The organism is Natronincola peptidivorans, assembly GCF_900111615.1.
GTDB classification, from domain to species: Bacteria; Bacillota; Clostridia; order Peptostreptococcales; family Natronincolaceae; genus Natronincola_A; species Natronincola_A peptidivorans.
Map to the genome: position 1 here is coordinate 32963 of NZ_FOHU01000005.1, position 17268 is coordinate 50230.

General features: G+C 34.0%; 15 protein-coding genes and 1 pseudogene. 5 read left to right on the plus strand and 11 right to left on the minus strand.

Features of this window, described 5'->3' with window-relative positions; genetic code table 11:
• The 3 genes and pseudogenes from BMX10_RS07385 to BMX10_RS07395 form a co-directional block, all read left to right on the plus strand.
• Positions 1 to 505, plus strand: a pseudogene (locus BMX10_RS07385) (collagen-like protein); the annotation flags it as partial.
• A gap of 179 nt (positions 506 to 684) precedes the next feature.
• Positions 685 to 1761, plus strand: coding sequence for a tetratricopeptide repeat-containing glycosyltransferase family 2 protein (locus BMX10_RS07390; protein ID WP_090441720.1), 1077 nt, complete (start codon positions 685 to 687; stop codon positions 1759 to 1761).
• Positions 1762 to 2339: 578 nt separating this feature from the next.
• Positions 2340 to 3707, plus strand: coding sequence for an MATE family efflux transporter (locus BMX10_RS07395; RefSeq protein ID WP_244272662.1), 1368 nt, complete (start codon positions 2340 to 2342; stop codon positions 3705 to 3707).
• Here BMX10_RS07395 and BMX10_RS18580 read toward each other — a convergent pair.
• From BMX10_RS18580 to BMX10_RS07405, 3 genes are all read right to left on the minus strand, one after another.
• Positions 3646 to 3885 carry a DUF5654 family protein gene (locus BMX10_RS18580; RefSeq protein ID WP_408633584.1) on the minus strand — a complete coding sequence of 80 codons (240 nt, stop codon included), beginning with the start codon at positions 3883 to 3885 and terminating at the stop codon, positions 3646 to 3648. The two genes, BMX10_RS07395 and BMX10_RS18580, sit on opposite strands and share 62 nt — an antisense overlap.
• Before the next feature lie 556 nt (positions 3886 to 4441).
• The gene (locus BMX10_RS07400) at positions 4442 to 5347 is read right to left on the minus strand and encodes a zf-HC2 domain-containing protein (RefSeq protein ID WP_090441723.1); all 906 of its coding nucleotides are present in this window, start codon (positions 5345 to 5347) and stop codon (positions 4442 to 4444) included.
• Positions 5347 to 5829 (minus strand): RNA polymerase sigma factor, encoded by a 483-nt coding sequence (locus BMX10_RS07405; protein WP_090441726.1) that lies wholly within the window; start codon positions 5827 to 5829, stop codon positions 5347 to 5349. Before BMX10_RS07405 ends, BMX10_RS07400 begins: the two co-directional genes overlap by 1 nt.
• Positions 5830 to 6086: 257 nt before the next feature.
• On the opposite strand from BMX10_RS07405, the gene BMX10_RS07410 reads away from it, so the two are divergent.
• Complete coding sequence (locus BMX10_RS07410; protein WP_208976130.1) at positions 6087 to 6395, plus strand: hypothetical protein; 309 nt, start codon at positions 6087 to 6089, stop codon at positions 6393 to 6395.
• A 238-nt stretch (positions 6396 to 6633) separates the two neighbouring features.
• Here the strand turns inward: BMX10_RS07410 and BMX10_RS07415 are convergent, their stop codons facing one another.
• From BMX10_RS07415 to pssA, 8 genes are all read right to left on the minus strand, one after another.
• On the minus strand, positions 6634 to 7023 hold the full coding sequence (locus BMX10_RS07415) for a TetR/AcrR family transcriptional regulator (RefSeq protein ID WP_090441729.1): 390 nt from the start codon (positions 7021 to 7023) through the stop codon (positions 6634 to 6636).
• Between the two features lie 176 nt (positions 7024 to 7199).
• Entirely contained in the window at positions 7200 to 10277 is a 3078-nt protein-coding gene (locus BMX10_RS07420) for an efflux RND transporter permease subunit (RefSeq protein ID WP_090441732.1), read from the minus strand.
• 12 nt (positions 10278 to 10289) lie between these two features.
• Positions 10290 to 11480, minus strand: a complete 1191-nt coding sequence (locus tag BMX10_RS07425; protein WP_090441735.1) for an efflux RND transporter periplasmic adaptor subunit — start codon at positions 11478 to 11480, stop codon at positions 10290 to 10292.
• 108 nt (positions 11481 to 11588) lie between these two features.
• Positions 11589 to 12194: a TetR/AcrR family transcriptional regulator gene (locus BMX10_RS07430; RefSeq protein WP_090441738.1), complete on the minus strand. Its 606-nt coding sequence runs from the start codon at positions 12192 to 12194 to the stop codon at positions 11589 to 11591.
• 266 nt (positions 12195 to 12460) lie between these two features.
• The gene (gene rlmD / locus BMX10_RS07435) at positions 12461 to 13816 is read right to left on the minus strand and encodes a 23S rRNA (uracil(1939)-C(5))-methyltransferase RlmD (RefSeq protein ID WP_090441741.1); all 1356 of its coding nucleotides are present in this window, start codon (positions 13814 to 13816) and stop codon (positions 12461 to 12463) included.
• Between the two features lie 143 nt (positions 13817 to 13959).
• Positions 13960 to 14724, minus strand: coding sequence for a class I SAM-dependent methyltransferase (locus BMX10_RS07440; protein ID WP_090441744.1), 765 nt, complete (start codon positions 14722 to 14724; stop codon positions 13960 to 13962).
• 28 nt (positions 14725 to 14752) lie between these two features.
• Entirely contained in the window at positions 14753 to 15304 is a 552-nt protein-coding gene (locus tag BMX10_RS07445) for a DUF6648 family protein (RefSeq protein ID WP_090441748.1), read from the minus strand.
• 72 nt (positions 15305 to 15376) lie between these two features.
• Positions 15377 to 15892 carry a CDP-diacylglycerol--serine O-phosphatidyltransferase gene (gene pssA, locus BMX10_RS07450; RefSeq protein WP_244272663.1) on the minus strand — a complete coding sequence of 172 codons (516 nt, stop codon included), beginning with the start codon at positions 15890 to 15892 and terminating at the stop codon, positions 15377 to 15379.
• A 434-nt stretch (positions 15893 to 16326) separates the two neighbouring features.
• Between pssA and fba the strand changes: the two genes are divergently transcribed.
• On the plus strand, positions 16327 to 17256 hold the full coding sequence (gene fba / locus BMX10_RS07455) for a class II fructose-1,6-bisphosphate aldolase (protein WP_090441751.1): 930 nt from the start codon (positions 16327 to 16329) through the stop codon (positions 17254 to 17256).
• Positions 17257 to 17268: the final 12 nt, after the last annotated feature.

Here is a 17268-nt window from a genome sequence, read left to right on the forward strand (position 1 = left end):
TGGTGCTACTGGACCTCAGGGACCTGCCGGACCTGTTGGTGCTACTGGACCTCAAGGACCTGTTGGACCTACTGGTGCTACCGGACCTCAGGGATTGTCAGAGTATGCATATATCTATAATACTACTCCTCAAACCGTACTTGTAGAAGCTGATATCGTCTTTAGCGATAATGGTGTCATCACTGGAAACATTACCCACGTCCCAGGAACTGCTGCAATAATCCTAGGCAGTGCTGGTGATTATGCCGTATGGTTTTATGCCTCTGCTTTAGAACCCGCTCAGTTTACGTTGTTCCAGAATGGCGCTCCTGTACCTGGTGCCACCTATGGTACTGAAGCTGGCACTTCATCAAATCCAGGTTGGGTAATTATTAGTGCTCAAGCAGGTGATGTATTAACAGTGCGGAACCACACTACTGAAACGCCTGTTATTCTCCAAACATTTGCAGGTGGAGTTCAAGTTAATACTAATGCTTCTGTTTTAATCCAAAAAATAGATAGCTAAGTATAATCATAATTCCTCTAGGTATAACCCCAACAGCAGGGTAATGGAGAACCATTACCCTGCTGTATTTAATCTATAGCTAGTAATACTATAAGGCAAATATGGGGTTTTATTAACTAAAAGCTAGAATTCATTTTGTGGTTATTTATATATCCAATAAAAATTTTTGAGGTGGTCACATGATTACTATTAGTTTGTGTATGATTGTTAAGAATGAGGAGAATGTAATAGCTAGGTGTCTTGATTCAATTGAGAACTTTGTTGATGAAATAATTATAGTAGATACAGGTTCCACTGATACCACAAAAGAAATTGCTAAAGGTTATACTGATAAAATATTTGACTTTAAATGGATAAATGATTTTTCAGTTGCTAGAAATTATTCCTATTCAAAAGCTACAATGGATTATATTCTATGGTTGGATGCTGATGATGTTATCCTTGAAGAAGATAGAAGGAAGTTTAAAGAATTGAAGCAGACTTTGGATCCGACAGTAGACATTGTAATGATGAAGTATAATGTAGGCCTTGACCAATATAATAAGCCTACCTTGTCCTATTATAGAGAACGTCTGTCAAGAAGAATAAACAACTATAGATGGCATGAACCAGTGCATGAATATCTAGAGTTAAATGGAAAAATAGTAAATTCTGATATATGTATAACACATAAAAATGAAGGCACTTCTAGCTATGACAGGAATTTATCTATCTATGAACAAATCATTTCTCGAGGGAAAAAATTAAGTGTCAGGGGTCTCTATTATTATGCACGAGAATTATATTATCATCAAAGATATGATGATGCTATAGAATATTTTACTAAATTTCTAGATACAGAAATGGGATGGGTAGAGGATAATATATACGCCTGCTATCATCTATCAGTATGTTATGAATATAAAAATGATAGAACTAATATGCTTAATGCTCTATTAAGAAGCTTTAAATATGACAATCCAAGGGCAGAAATCTGTTGCCAGTTTGGTCAGTATTATATGGAAGCTTCCAATTATGAAAGTGCTATTGTATGGTATACGTTAGCCACACAGCTTAAGAAACCTACGGATAACTGGGGATTCATATTGCATGATTACTGGGGTTTTATACCAAGCATTCAGCTTTGTGTTTGCTACGCTAGAGTGGGAAACATGCAAAAAGCCATTGAATATAATGATAAAGCAGCTGAACTTAAACCAAATGACCCATATGTCGTCCATAATAGAAGATATTTTGAGGCTTGTTTAGCTATATAGCCTCTTAGGCCTTCATGGTAATCTTTATTGATATCTCGTCTCTATTTTATCCTTCGGTGTATTACTAAGACTCCTGTTTCCAAAAGCAGGAGTCTTAGTAATACACCCTCGAAGAAATTCGGCTACAATTCGATGGAATAAATTTTATTATCTATCTTGTTAAATATATATATCCCCCTCACCTACAATTTCCTACATCAGTATTGTTTCATTGATAAGAATACATCCCACCTCTTTCAACATTTGTTTATAATACTCTTTTGTGCTGAGAATTAATTACAAAAACTTGCTAATTCATTTACTCGAGGAATCATGCTTTTTCTTAAATCTATATGTTATAATATTATGGGAATATACAATATGTATTTTATTTGATAAACTATCAAAAATCAATTTCAATATTCTGTTGACCTATGGATGACTTTTTATAAAGGGCTGTATTAAATACTACTGTTGATTTTTAGCTAGATAATTACAAAACAGTCGTTGGAGACTTTGTTATTCTGAAGGATGTTGGTTTGTAAACTTCCTTTAAGGATACTAGAGAAAATATGCTATAGGAGGCAGAAAGAGTTACTATGAAAAGTTTTAATAAAAGAGAGCTTATCTTAAAGGGCAATATGAAAAAAACAATTTTACTCCTATCGGCTCCTATTATGTTTAACAATTTTGTACAAACAATCTATAATGTAGTAGATACCTACTGGGTTAGTAAGCTTGGGGCTAGTGAAGTAGCCGCCATGACTTTGATTTTCCCAGTGGTTTTTTTGATTATTTCATTAGGAATTGGTATGAATGTAGCAGGTACTGCTATGGTTTCTCAATATGTAGGAGGAAATCAATGGGAGGAAGCCAGTAAAATATCAGGGCAGCTTTTGTCTCTTTCCTTTATCATCTCAATTTTATTCAGCATTTTAGGCTTTGTTTCTGTTCCCTATGTAGTATCCTTTATGGGAGCAACAGGAGATGTTTTTACTCATAGTTATGATTATTTACGGGTAATCTACTGGGACATGCCTTTGGTCTTTATTTTTTTCGTATATACTGCTATAAAGCAAGGACAAGGAGATACCTTTACTCCTATGATTATTAACGTAGGAGGTGTACTGCTTAATATTGTATTAGATCCTATTTTTATTTTCACTCTAAACCTTGGCATACGTGGAGCCGCCTATGCAACTATATTATCTAGGGGTGTTTTTATCCTTTATGCTATCTATACACTTTTCAATAAAAAAAGCAATATTTACTTAAACAAAAATAGATTGGTGATAAAAAAAGATGCTTTACTAAAAATCATTAAAATTGGTCTTCCTGCTTCTGTAGGTCAATCAGTATCGGCCTTTGGGTTTATCATACTCAATATTTTCGTTATCTCCTATGGAGAAACTACACTTGCAGCTTTTGGTATTGGTAACAAGGTTACCTCCTTAGTAACTATGCCAGCATTAGGAATAGGTAGTGCTATTGCAACAATTATTGGTCAAAATATCGGAGCAAACCAAATGGATAGGGTGAAGGAAGCGCTTAAAACCAGTATATCTATGACCTGTGCTTTACTAATGGTTGGTGGATTTATTATGTTTTTGTCTTCCTATAACATCATGAGGTTCTTTATTCATGATCCAGAAGTAATCCTTCAAGGTGCTGCCTACTGTAGATTAATCTCGATTTCACTTCCTTTTCTAGGAATATTTCAAGTCTTGGTAGGAACTTTTCAAGGTTCTGGGCGAACAATATATGCTATGTTTATGGATATAGGAAGATTGTGGCTTCTTAGAATACCTATGATTGTCCTTTTTAAACATTATACTGATTGGGGTTCTAATAGTGTCTGGTATGCTATGATTCTAAGTAATATTTTCATATGTGGACTTGGTTACATCATGTATAGCAAAGGAAGCTGGCAAGGCAAAGCGATTCACCAAGAGGAAACTTGTATATAACCGAAACCCCTAATAAGGGAATGGTTGATATAATAACTGCAATTATTGTAATCATGATATCATATATAAAGCCAGCTATGATCCTTTTATCCTCAAAATAATGAAACGTTTGAAAAACACTTTGTACTGCTTCGTTCCAGGCTAGAGCTGCTACTAGGGCAACTGATGCAGTAAACATATTGTATGAGATGATTTCCAGTAAAATTAGAAACCATTTTAAATGTCTAATAAAAAAATTGCTATTTTAACGTCTGGTCTTCGTTATGAGTATTTGTATCGAGGTTATTCTATTCAATATTATCATTGGCATTCTTTGTATTTTGTTCAATCTGTTCTATTAGCATCTTATTTTCTTCTTCTAACTTATTTGTTGTTTTTATCAAAGTTCTTATCTTCATATTTGATTTTATTTGTCTGATAGTTCCTAGGAATAAAACCTAGGGGAACATGTATAACTCTTCGATTTTCATAAACGGACCTCCTAAACCACTGGTTCCAAGCTACTTCTTTTCTATTAACACAACTGCCTCCACATGGCTCGAGTTGATGGCATTGATGTCATAGGCTGATTTTATCCCCTTGCGTTTAAGGGAACATATCTACTACTTTTTTTGCACTATGAGTAGGCGGAAACATATCCACAGCCAATATCGCCAATAAAAAGATATCTTCCCGTATAAATGATATCTTTTATTTGAACCCATTAGTAAAATCTATCCCAAAAGGGATCATACTTAACGACCTTCATGTTTTTTATTTTTATACTGTCTAATTAAGTTTACTGCCATTAGAAAAGCAATATATATCGGAATCACAACTAACAATATTACATAAAAATCCCGTGTCGCAGTATATGATGAAGTTGTAAATCCTTTAATAATCAAATGACCTAATAGGTAGGATACCGGTAAAAAGAAAACTTTCATTGTAAAATTAAGCACTTTTTTATTACGATACAATATAAGCATAATTAATCCACAAGTTGTAGCAAATACTGTGGCAATAAGTGCGTAATAGGATAAGAATAGTCTTGGTAATGTAATAATCCCGCCGTCTGGATTTATATCTTTACCATACATCAATATATCTTCACTTCCATCCGTATGGTAATAATATACAGAAACAACATTTTCACCATTTGGATTTAAAATAGTATTATTTGTATTGGATTTTTTTATATTTCTATTCCATATGCTATTCCATGTAGTAATGTGATAGACATAACCAGTGTTTTCATCTGTCGGATATCTATTGATGTCATATCCATATACGGTATACTCAAATTGAGCGAGCACCGACCCATTTCCAATCTCATTTATTGTTACACTTCTTTCGCTATATGGAATATACTCTGGCGCGGTCAAGAAAGCAATTGTTATAACAAAAATCATAATTGAAAACATCATTGAGAATATTGCGGTCTGAATTTTCTTCTTGCGTAATGTTGATTTTATCTTTAGTAAAGGAGAGATATTCCTATCTACTGGCATTTCATTAAAAGTACGCATCTCATTAAGATAATTCTTGCATTCCTGACACTGCTCAATATGTTCTTCAACCATAATACATGAGTCATCACTAAGCATATTTTCTAAATATAGAGGCAACACATCTTTAATAACATTACAAGTGACTTTCATCAATAATCCCTCATTTCTTCTCTAATCTTATTTCTAGCTCTATGAAAAGTGACACAAGCCCAATTATCTGTTTTACCAAACAAACTGCCAATCTGCCTAAAACTCAACTCTCCAAAAACTCGTAGAGAAAACACTTCCTTATATGGCTCAGATAAGTTATGGAGAATTTCATGAATTTTCATCGACTCTTCAGATGAAAAGACCAATTTTTCTATATCAAAATCATCTTTTTTTTCAGGCACTGAGTCTAGATCTATCAAATTCTTATGTTTTCTTATATATGAGTAATATGAGTTTTTGGCTATTTGAAATAGCCACACCTTGATATCACAATTTCCTTTAAAGCTTTCAATGGACTTTATCGCTTTTATAAATGTTTCAGATGTCAAATCTTCTGCTATATGTTTATCTTTTGATAGACTATATATGAAGAAGTAAACAGCCTTAAAATAGTTATTATAAATCTCCTCAAGCTCTGTCACTTTTTCACCTCCTACCTATAAGACGCACGGGATTTAATAATCTTACAATAAATTATAAAAAAATCTCAAAGTTTAAGTAATCCTTGAGATTTAAAAATATATTTGGGATAAACACTTACATCTATTCTATCTCCACGGCCCTACGGATGTTATCTGTTCTGTCCACTCAACCCTACTTCACTTTTTGATTGAATTTCTATCACTCGATATGTTCCCCCAAACGTAAAAACATACTTTAGGTCGAGTAGACAAAATAGATGTACCCATTCAACCCCAGTATAATCAAGGGTTACACCCTTACAGAAGAAGAACTAGCAGCCTACTGTAGACGAAAAGGTATTTATATAGATGACGTTAAAACCTGGAGAAAACAATGTCTCAAAGCTAATACAAGTCTTTCAAAAGATCCTCAACAAATAAATGATGAGATTAAAGAAGAAAAGCTAAAAAACAAAAAACTTGAAAAAGAACTAAGGTTTAAAGAAAAAGCATTAGCAGAAACAGCTGCACTACTAGTATTAAGAAAAAAGGCAAACGCGATCTGGGGGGACCCCGAGGAAGACTGATCAGTGATTCAAATCGTGTAGAGCCAACGGTGCCAGATTAAAACTTGCATGTAAAGAACTTGATATCACCGACAGAACCTACCAAAGATGGACGAAAGAAGGTGCAGTAAAAAAGGATCAGAGACCACTCGTTAAAAGGCCTACACCTAAAAACAAATTATCACAGCAAGAACGCAGCAAAGTGCTAAAAACAGTAGCCACCCTGAATTTGCTGATTTAGTACCATCACAGATAGTTGCTAAGCTAGCTGAAGAAGGTATATACTTAGCGTCAGAATCAACCATGCATCGAATATTACAAAAAGAAAAAATGAACACCCATTTAAAATAACTATATTTTTCTTTGCAAAAGAGACAATGTAATCTACAATGTCATAAAGATCTTCATCACTATAACCTTTTATCAATATTCCTTTCATCCATTTATCTGCATGCCCAAACTTGTAATCCATAAAGTTCCATACCAAATCATCTTTCGACTCAAAGTATAGATAGAAGGTGCCTTTAGCTACCCCAGCACGTTGACCAATTTCACTTATTGTAACTTTGCTAACGTTTTTTTCCATGAAAAGCTGTTCAGCTGCTTGGATAATATGATTACGTGTTTCTTGACCTTTTTTTGTTTTCATAAAACTTCCTAATATGCGCAGAACAGTTTTTTTACAACCCTCAGTCAAATATGACCTATGTTCATAAATTAAGTATAACAACAACTTTTACTGATTGATATAGTCAAATTTATGGATTTGGTCAGTTTTATAATAATCTTTTTAAACAACGGAACGGCAAATTTCTTTGCTTCCTTTTATATATTTAAATCTAATTTTTTATTATCTTTTCTTTTAAAGGCTTCTATTTTTCCTTCAATTAGACTATATAGTACTGGAATGATCACTAAGGTTAATAGGGTAGCAATCATAAGTCCCCCCATGAAGGCCACTGCCATTGGCCTAAATAAGTCATTGCCAAAGAAGGCTAATGGAAATAATCCGAAGACTGTAGTGGTGGTACTTAAAATTACTGGCCTGAATCTTGTACTTACAGCTTTTCTACAAGCTTCTTCTATAGGCATTCCTGTCTTTCTTTGAGAATTTATATAGTCTATTAGTATTATGGCGTTATTAATAACTACTCCCATTAAGCTTACCATCCCTAATACACTAAATAGCGATAACGGCTGCCTTAATACTACTAGAGCCACTATAGAGCCTATAAGCGATAAAGGAATTGGAGCTAATATAATGCCTGGTTGAATTACAGAATTGAACTGGATCATAAGAATAATAAAGAGCAAAAATAATGCAAATGTTGCTGATATCCCCATATTTCCTAAATCACCCTCCAAATCAGCTTTTTCGCCCTCCGGTACAATGATAACATTAGACAAATCCATATCCTTAATCTTTTCTTCTAATATTGTTTGTACTTCTATTGCATTATATCCTTCAACTACGTCTCCTTGCACAGCTATGGTTCTTTGACCCTCATAACGATTGATTTGACCAATGACAGGTCCAAAGCTAATGTCCGCTACATCCTTCAACAATACCTGCTCGCCCTTAGCTGAGGACTTTATCTTCATATTTTCAAGTTCTTCTAGCCTTGATATATTTCCCTTTACCAGAATATCGTATTCTTTACCTTCTTTTCTAAATACAGAAGCACCTCTACCCATCAATGCCTTATTCACTTCATTTTGTATATCATATTTTGTTAGACCATAGGCTAAAGCCCTATTTCCATCTATCTTCATACTAAATTGATAATCTAATAGGGGTAAATCATCCCTTACATTGGTACCCCCTTCTATATCTATGAGAGCTTCTTTTATCTTTTCTTTTGCTTCAATGATTTCTTCTATAGCATTCCCTTTAATTCTAATTTGAATTGGGGCTCCTAGAAAACCTTCAATCTCCAGTTCTTTTACAATAACATCTGCCCCTACAATTCTTTCATCATATATTCCCTGGAGATGTCTTACTAGCTCTTCATTCGTCTTAAATACTCCTCCCTTTGATAAATTTACCCCCATTACAATCTGTGCAGAATTAGGAGCATTTGATTGAGGACTAGTGGATATATCAAACTTAGGAAGACCTCCACCTATAGAAGATGTATAGGTGGTGATTTCTGGCTGTTCCCGCAACACAGCTTCAATTTCCTTGACTAAATCATCTGTCTTATTTAGATTGCTAAGGTATTCTGTTTGTATATCAATATAGATCATATCCTTATCGGATTTTGGAAAAAGCTCTTGTGGTAAGGTACTGACTAAGGTTAATGATAGAATTAAAATAATAAAAGAAACAAGAAGAGTCCTAACCTTATACTTCATCCCTAAAAACAATAACCTTTCAAATATCCCTTTAATCTTGCTATCTTTTTTCCTATTACACTTACTTTTTCTGAAGAATAAATAAGCCATTAAGGGTGTTATAAAAATTGCAATTCCATAGGAGGCAATCAAAGATATAATAATCATCTGAGGTATACCTCCAAAGAAGGCTCCTGTCGTCACCGGTAAAAATAGTAAAGGTGAGAAGGCTGCAATGGTTGTAAGGGTGGAGGACAAGACAGGTATAGCAACCTCCTTTGTTCCTTCTACACAAGCAGTTAACTGATCTATATCCCCATCAATTTTATTTTGAATGGAATCACTAACCACAATAGCATTATCTACCAGCATTCCCAGTGCCATTATTAGGCCTGTTATGGTTATAAAGTGGACCTTAATCCCCAAAATACCCATAGTAATAAAGGCGATAAACATAGATAAGGGTATCGCAAAGGACACTGTTGTGGCATTTCTGATTCCCATCCCCAACATAACCACAAGAATAACAATAAATATTCCACCTATAAGGTTTTTGATAAAATTATTGACAGATTTTCCAACCTCATCTGGCTGATAGACGATCTCATTGATACTTATATCTTCTGGAAGCTCTCCTTTAAATTTGTCTATTACTTCCCTTACATCTTTTCCTGCTGTTACTATATTCACATCTTCCTTAAAAAATCCTACAAGTAATATTCCGTTTTCACCGTTGTTCCTTATTTTATAATTAGAGTCCTTTAAGCCCATGTAAACCTCAGCTACATCCTTAAGCCTTACGATTATATTATCTTCTCGTATATAAAGAACAGTACTTTCAATTTCTTCCAATGACTTGAAAAGGCCTTCTTGGTTAACGCTATACTTCATTGTGTCATCCTGTATACTTCCTGATGGTAACTGAATATTTTGCGCAGTCAACATGCTGGTAATCTGTCTGAGGGAAAGATTATATAGGTCTAATTTTTGTAGATTTACTTCTACCTTTACTTCTTTTTCTTGCTCTCCAATAATTACAAATCTATTAATTCCACCTAGGCCTATAAGATTATTTTTCAATCTTTCCCCATAGGCAACCAACTGTTCATAGCTGTAGTTATCACCGGATAGGCTAATCAATATCCCAGAAGTCTCATAAAAATCCGTATCAATACTTATATCAGATACCCCTGCTGGCAGATGATTTTTTTCATCCTCCATCGTCCTATATAGCTCATTCCAAGTCTGATCTAGCTCAGCTTGAGAAATGTTAGAATCTAAAGCAAGAATAATCGATGCTACACTGTTTAGTGAAGTAGACTGAGTGTAATCATAATTTCTTAATTCTGCAAGCTTTTCCTCAAGCTTTTCTGTTACTAAGACTTCTATCTCCTCTGCTGAAGCTCCAGGATAGATCACTGTTATAATGGCTGCTGGGACAGGAAAATCAGGGTATTCTTGCTTTGGAATAGTATGGTAGCTATAAAACCCAAATATGATAATCATAATCATTAAAAATATAGTAACTGTTTTATTTTTTATGGGTAATTTAATAATATTCTTAAACAATTGAATCCCCCTCTACTCTTTAATCTCTACTTTATCATTATTTTTCGCACTCCTCATACCTTCTACAATTACTTTATCTCCTGCATTAATTCCTTCCAGTACCTTTATTTCATTTCCAAAGACTTTACCTAAAAGAACTTCCTGCATTACAGCCCTTTCGTCTTGAACAATATATACAAAGTCAACTCCTTCATTCAATAGACTATTCATCGGAAGAAATATACCTTCACCTTCACCTAAGATAAAGTCAATATTTACTAAAGATCCTATAGGAATTGTATTTGGTTCTAGGTCTATTATTACCTCATAAAGACTACTTTGGCTTTTAGGAACAGAGGATACAGTTTCTACTATTCCCTTAACCTCATTATTTTGGTGTGCAACGATTACATCCATTCCTAGAGTTATTTTGCTAACATCTTCATTGCTAACGCCTACTGTTACTGTGGTTTCTTCTCCCTTTATAATAATAATTGGCATCCCTTGAGATATATAATCCCCCGCCTTAACCTGTATCTGCAAAATAACTCCATCTATATCGCTTCTAAGGATACTCTCTTCAAGTAGGCCTTGACTTTGTTGATAGGAAGCATAGGCAATATCCATTTGACTTTTCAATATTTGAAGTTCCTCATCCCTTGCTCCTTTTAATATTCGGTTATAGGCTTCCATCCTACTATTGAGCTGCTTTTCTTCTAAGTCTAACTTAAGCTTAATTTCTTGTAGCTGTTGGAGGGATACTGCCCCTCCCTCTAATAATTTTTGATATTTTTCATATAGCTCCCTAGTATTTTCTACATTTCTTTCCGCCATTTCTACACTAATTTTTGCTTGATTAATTTCCTCCTCTGTTGCCCCCTTCATAGCCATATTGTATTGAGTTTCTGCCATTTCATACTGGGCCTTAGCTACATCTACTGCCGTTCTTAAATCCTCTTCATTCAACCGAATCAATTTATCTCCCTTACTAATCTGCTGCCCTGATTTTACGTATATTTCTTCTATTTTTCCTCCTGTTTTAAAGGCAAATGCCCTTGTATTTTTAGCATCCACAATCCCCATATACTCGAGAGTTATGGCGTATTTACGAGTTTCTACCTCTACTATCCTCACATTTTTTCCTACTACCTCAATTTCTGTTTGAGTTTGGCAGCCTGTTAGTACTAATAATCCTAGAATTGTTAATGTAATTAATTTTTTCATGTTTTACCTCCTTATTTTATATACCGAGTAGTCGGTATGTTTTGTATCGAAAAAAAATGGAAATTTTTTTCCATTTTAAGACTTTACATTAAGGCTTTAATATATTATTTAATTTTTACTTTTCAACACTTCATAAAAGCTGTCCCAAAGAGTCATCCACTTATTTTTTGCACCTTCATAATCGTATCCTTTGGAGATAATCTGAATTGCTAATCCATCTCCAGAGATTATAAACATCTTAGCTACTTCTTCATCCTTCATGACCGAGGAGATTTCCCCATTAGCCCTTGCCGTGGAAACTACCGACTTCCAATTATTTAATTCAATTTCATAAATATCAGACATTTTTTGTTTAAAGTCAGGGAAAATTTTCACTGCTTCAAAGTAAAGTGAAAAATAATTCATCACCATATCTCTATCCTCTATAGAAATATGCTTAGGTAAAAAGCTATCTAAATAAGTATCTATATATTGTCTATAAAATTGCTGTAAAGAATCTTTGGTAAGATTATCATAATAGTCATCAACAAAAGATAATGCATTTTCTATTACTTCTAAGAATAAAACTTCTTTTGTTTTGAAGTAATGAAAAAAAGCACCCTGTGACACTCCTGTTTTTTCAACTATTTCTTTTATAGTAACTTCCTTAAAGCTTTTTTGCATAAAAAGCTTAGAAGCAATTTCTACAATACGATCCCTTGTATCAGTCATCATTGAGTACCTTCTTTCCTACATACCGCTCACTCGGTTTTTTTATAATATTACTATTTATTGGATAATTTGTCAAGAGCACCTTTGCTTTTTGTAAATTATTAAAATTCACCATAATACACCCCCACCAAAGCTCTGTTGCATGTTGCTGAAAAATTTTGCAAAATTTCTTTTCCTCTATTAATACAAATCCCCTAAACTTATCGTTTAAGGGAGCATGTATTACCTTTAAATTTTTTTAAAATACCTTCTAAACCACTGATTTTAACCTATTTCTTTTCTATCAAAGCGACAGTTTCTACATGCTGAGTATGAGGGAACATATCCATACACTGTACTTTCACTATCCTATAGCCTCTCTTTTCTAGCTCAACGAGATCCTGCACCATTGTTCTTGGGTTGCAAGATACATAGACGATTCTTTCTGTTTGGAAGCTGATGATATCCTTTAGGGCACCTGGATGAATACCCGCCCTTGGAGGGTCGATAATGATGATGTCTGGCTTCTCCTTTAGTTTTTTCACTTCTTCCTTAACATCTCCTGCTATAAAGCTGCAGTTATTTAGCTGATTACGCTTGGCGTTTTCTCTAGCAGCTTCTACAGCATCTTCTATGATTTCAATACCGATTACTTTTTTAGCATTGGAGGCTACAATTTGGCCTATTGTGCCTGTTCCACAGTATAGGTCAAATACAACTTGATTTTTTGCCTCTCCTACAAAATCTCTAACGATGGTATAGAGCTTTTCTGCCCCAGCAGAATTGGTTTGAAAGAAGGAAAAAGCAGATATTTTAAATTCTAGACCTAGCAGCTTTTCTACTAAGTAATCTCGTCCAAGTAAAATCTTTGTTTCATCACTTTGGACTACATCTGATAGACTATCATTAAATGTATGTAAAAACCCTACGATTTTTCCTCGAAGCTTTAGTTCTTTTATGTTTTCAACTAAGTCCATTAAATCCACCTGTTTCTGGGTTGTTGTCACTAGGTTGATGAGTATTTCCCCAGTAAACTGCGCTTTTCTAATGACTAAATGTCTCAGATATCCTTCATGCCTACGGGTATGATAAGGAGCTAAGTCTTTATCTTTAAAATAGTCTAGGATGGTTATCAGTAGTTTTCTAAAATCCTCATCCATGATGCGACAATCATCTACTGTCACAATATCATGATGTCTACCTCTTTTATGCATGCCCAGTGTTAAAGGACCTCCCTTTTCTTCATCTCCAAAGGAAAACTCCATTTTGTTTCTGTAATCAAAGGGCTGGGGACTACCTTGTATTTTTAGCCATTGATAATTCTTTAGACCAGCTTCCTGAAAGAGATTCTTTATTTGTTCTTCCTTGATCTGTAGCTGGTTTTCATAGGTAATAGCCTGTTGAAAGCAGCCTCCGCATTTTCCAAAATGCTGGCAGGTGGGTTGATTTTCTAATGGCGAGGCCTCTATGATTTCTGCGATTTGTGCTTCTGCTTCATTATTTTTTATTTTTTTCACAAAGGCTTTTACTTTTTGTCCTGGTAAGCCATGCTTTACAGTAACTTTTATATCGTCTACGTAACCATAAGCTTTACCGCCAAATTCACTGCCTTCTATAATTAATTCTATGGTTTCTCTTTTTTTCAAGCTTCTTCACTCCTAGAATGGTTATTGTCTTTATCTATAGCATCTATATATAGTTTGCTTCAGAAATTAAAATAATATAGTGACCTAAGGTAATAATCGGTCACTATATTATAGCTTATATTGTTTGTAGAATCAAAGAAATCTTATTTTTTTGCCTTTAGGATATAGGCAGGAGCTAAAAACTCTTTGGTCTTTTCAAATTCTTTTACAAGTTTTTCTGTGATTTCAACAAATCCATCATTTAATTGTTTGTTCTCCAAATCATTAGAGCCTTTTATTAATGTTTGTTTTCTTTTGTCTAAAAACTTTACTGCCATTTCAGCATTGATTTTTTCATTAAACTCTCTCCATTGGATATCCTTAAACCCAATGATACCTAGTCCTTCTTCTAGATCATTAGGATGTATTTCATTAAAAGCAGGCATAGCCTTTAAAACGCTAATACTCTTAATAATCCTCAATCTTTTGGACCAGTAGGTATAATCAGCACTATCTACAGACCAAATAGGCATTTCTTCTGTGATCAGTAGTTGTCCATCCTTCTTTAAGACACGATATAATTCCTTTATTGCCTTCATTACTCTTAAAGGAAATTGCTCTACAGAGGATAGTGTATAATTACATATTATTATATCAATGGAGTTAGAAGGAATAAAATACAAGTCGCTCAAGTCACCTTTTCTAAGGGTTAATTTTGCAAAATCATCTTTTATATCCTCTTCGATTTCATTAAAATGGCTGTCATCAATGTCTACAGATATTAGCTCTGTCCTCCAGTTGTTTTCTACTACTTTATTGGCAATAAGTCTAGTGGTGTTTCCCCAACTGGTGCCCCCTTCTAAAACAATTTTTCCATGAAGGTCGATGCCCTCCCAAAGAAATCTGTCAGCAGTGATAATTTTGTACATAAGATCCCTCCCTAAATTGTTTTACTTTTTAATATTTTTCATTGATATAATTTTCTATCAAGGATTTTCTTATTCCTTCTTTAAATACCCCTTCTTCCTTCAGTCTATCCAAAAGCCACTGACTTTTAGAGTGTAACACCACTTGCTCATAATCCTTAAAAATAATTTCAAATAAACTTTCCTTGAGATTGGTAGAAGTCACCTTTATGTAATAGGCTTCTACATCAAAAAAATCTAATAACTCTATAGCCTTCAATGTAGATTGATCCTTTTTATGATAATAATAATTTACCTTGTCAAGATACTCTTTATGCATTTCAGGGTGTTTATCGTATTTCTTTATTTCTTTCCCCTGCAAATAACAGTATTTTGCCATCATATTGTAGTATTGATAGTTAAAAATTGCTTTATTAAAATTATCTACCCTTTTAAAAGGCTTTATCTTCATTCTTTGAATATATCCGTAGCTTTCTTCAATATATTCTTTTTTCGTAATATCACCTTTTTTAAACTGCTGAATTAAACTTTGTCTTTGTTGAAAGAATTTATCAAAAATATTTTCTCCCGGTATGTATTTCATCTTTTACACCCTCTATTGTGTCAAAATAAATAGCATGCTGGTTATAAGGAAAGACTCCTATGGAGGGAGCCTTTATCTTTTCTTTAATTTAATTCTTTTGCTTATCATAGAGTATGACAGAAATAACATCATAATGCCTATAAAATACAGATTGGTTTCATAGTTTAAAGAGTAAAGGGTTACCAATGCAACAATACCTCCACACATGGTTATAGGTATTCCCATATAAAATCCTTCAAATTCCATAATGTTGTATCTGGCTAAGCGGTACGCTCCTGCTACTGCAAATAGTATCATAATTATAATTCCTATAACACCAAAATCTACTAAAAGGAAACTCCATATTAAAACTGCAGGTGCTACACCAAAAGAGATCAAATCACATAATGAATCTAGCTCTTTACCAAGCTCACTTTCAACGTCTAGTTTTCTTGCCAGTTGTCCATCAAATCTGTCCATAAGGGCCGCTAATAATATTAATAGTGCTGAAACAGCATACGATTCATTAATTATACTAACAATAGCTAGTATTCCTAGGGCTAAGTTGAAAAAAGTAAACATATTTGGTATATGCGCTTTTACTTTCACTTTATTTCACCTCTATTCCTTTCCAGTTCAAAGTTATCATACTATAACGTCTCAAAAATAACAAATTCTTTATATGTTTATTTTACTTCATTTTCATTAAAATTCATAGTCTTATTTATAAAATCATACTTAATCTAAGGTTTAAACTATTTTGAATGCTTTATTGAGACATATAATAAAAAAAACTGTTATTGCTACTCTTACCCCAAATTATGATTATCATTACATTATATGAATATAAATTGTATTATTTGCTAAATTTAATAATTATATAAATAATTATTCCAGCACTTCATTATCTTCATTGACGATGATTAGGGCATTATGATACAATTTATTTTATAATTATGTAATTATTTCCTTTTTTGCTTTATTATTGTTTAATGCTATAATTTTTATAATAAATAATATCAATTTAATAGGAGGAATACGATATGCCCTTAGTAACTAGCAAAGAACTGTTTCAAAAGGCCTATGAAGGTAAATTTGCAATAGGCGCCTTCAATGTGAACAATATGGAGATTATCCAAGGTATTGTTGATGCCGCAAAGGCAGAGGAAGCACCACTGATTTTACAGGTATCTGCCGGTGCCAGAAAATACGCAAATCCAACCTATTTGAAAAAGCTTGTTGAAGCAGCGGTTGAGGATTCTGGTTTACCAATTGTTTTACATCTAGACCATGGTGAAAGCTTTGAAATCTGTAAGCAATGTGTGGATGATGGATTTACCTCTGTCATGATTGATGCATCCCACCACCCCTTTGAAGAGAATATTGCTATCACAAAAAAAGTAGTAGAGTATGCCCATAGCAAAGGTGTTGTTGTTGAAGCCGAGCTAGGTAGATTAGCAGGTATTGAAGATGATGTTAATGTAAGCGAAAAGGATGCTGCTTTTACAGACCCTGAGCAAGCAGCTGAGTTTGTAGAAAAAACTGGAGTAGACTCCCTAGCTATCGCCATAGGTACCAGTCATGGAGCCTATAAATTTAAAGGTGAGCCTAACCTAGATTTTGAAAGACTCCAGAAAATAGCAAAGCTTCTTCCTGGCTTTCCTTTAGTACTTCATGGTGCTTCTACTGTATTGCCAGAGTTTGTGGAGCTTTGTAATAAATATGGCGGAGATATTCCTGGTGCTCAAGGAGTACCAGAAGCAATGCTTCGTAAAGCCGCCTCTTTAGGTGTCTCTAAGATCAATATAGATACCGATCTTCGCCTCGCTATGACAGCAGCTATCAGAAAAAGCTTTTCAGAAGTTCCAAATAACTTCGATCCAAGAAAATACCTAGGTGATGGAAGAACTGCTATCAAAGAGATGGTCCGTCACAAAATTGTAAACGTACTAGGATGCAATAAATTATTATAGAATAACAAAAGC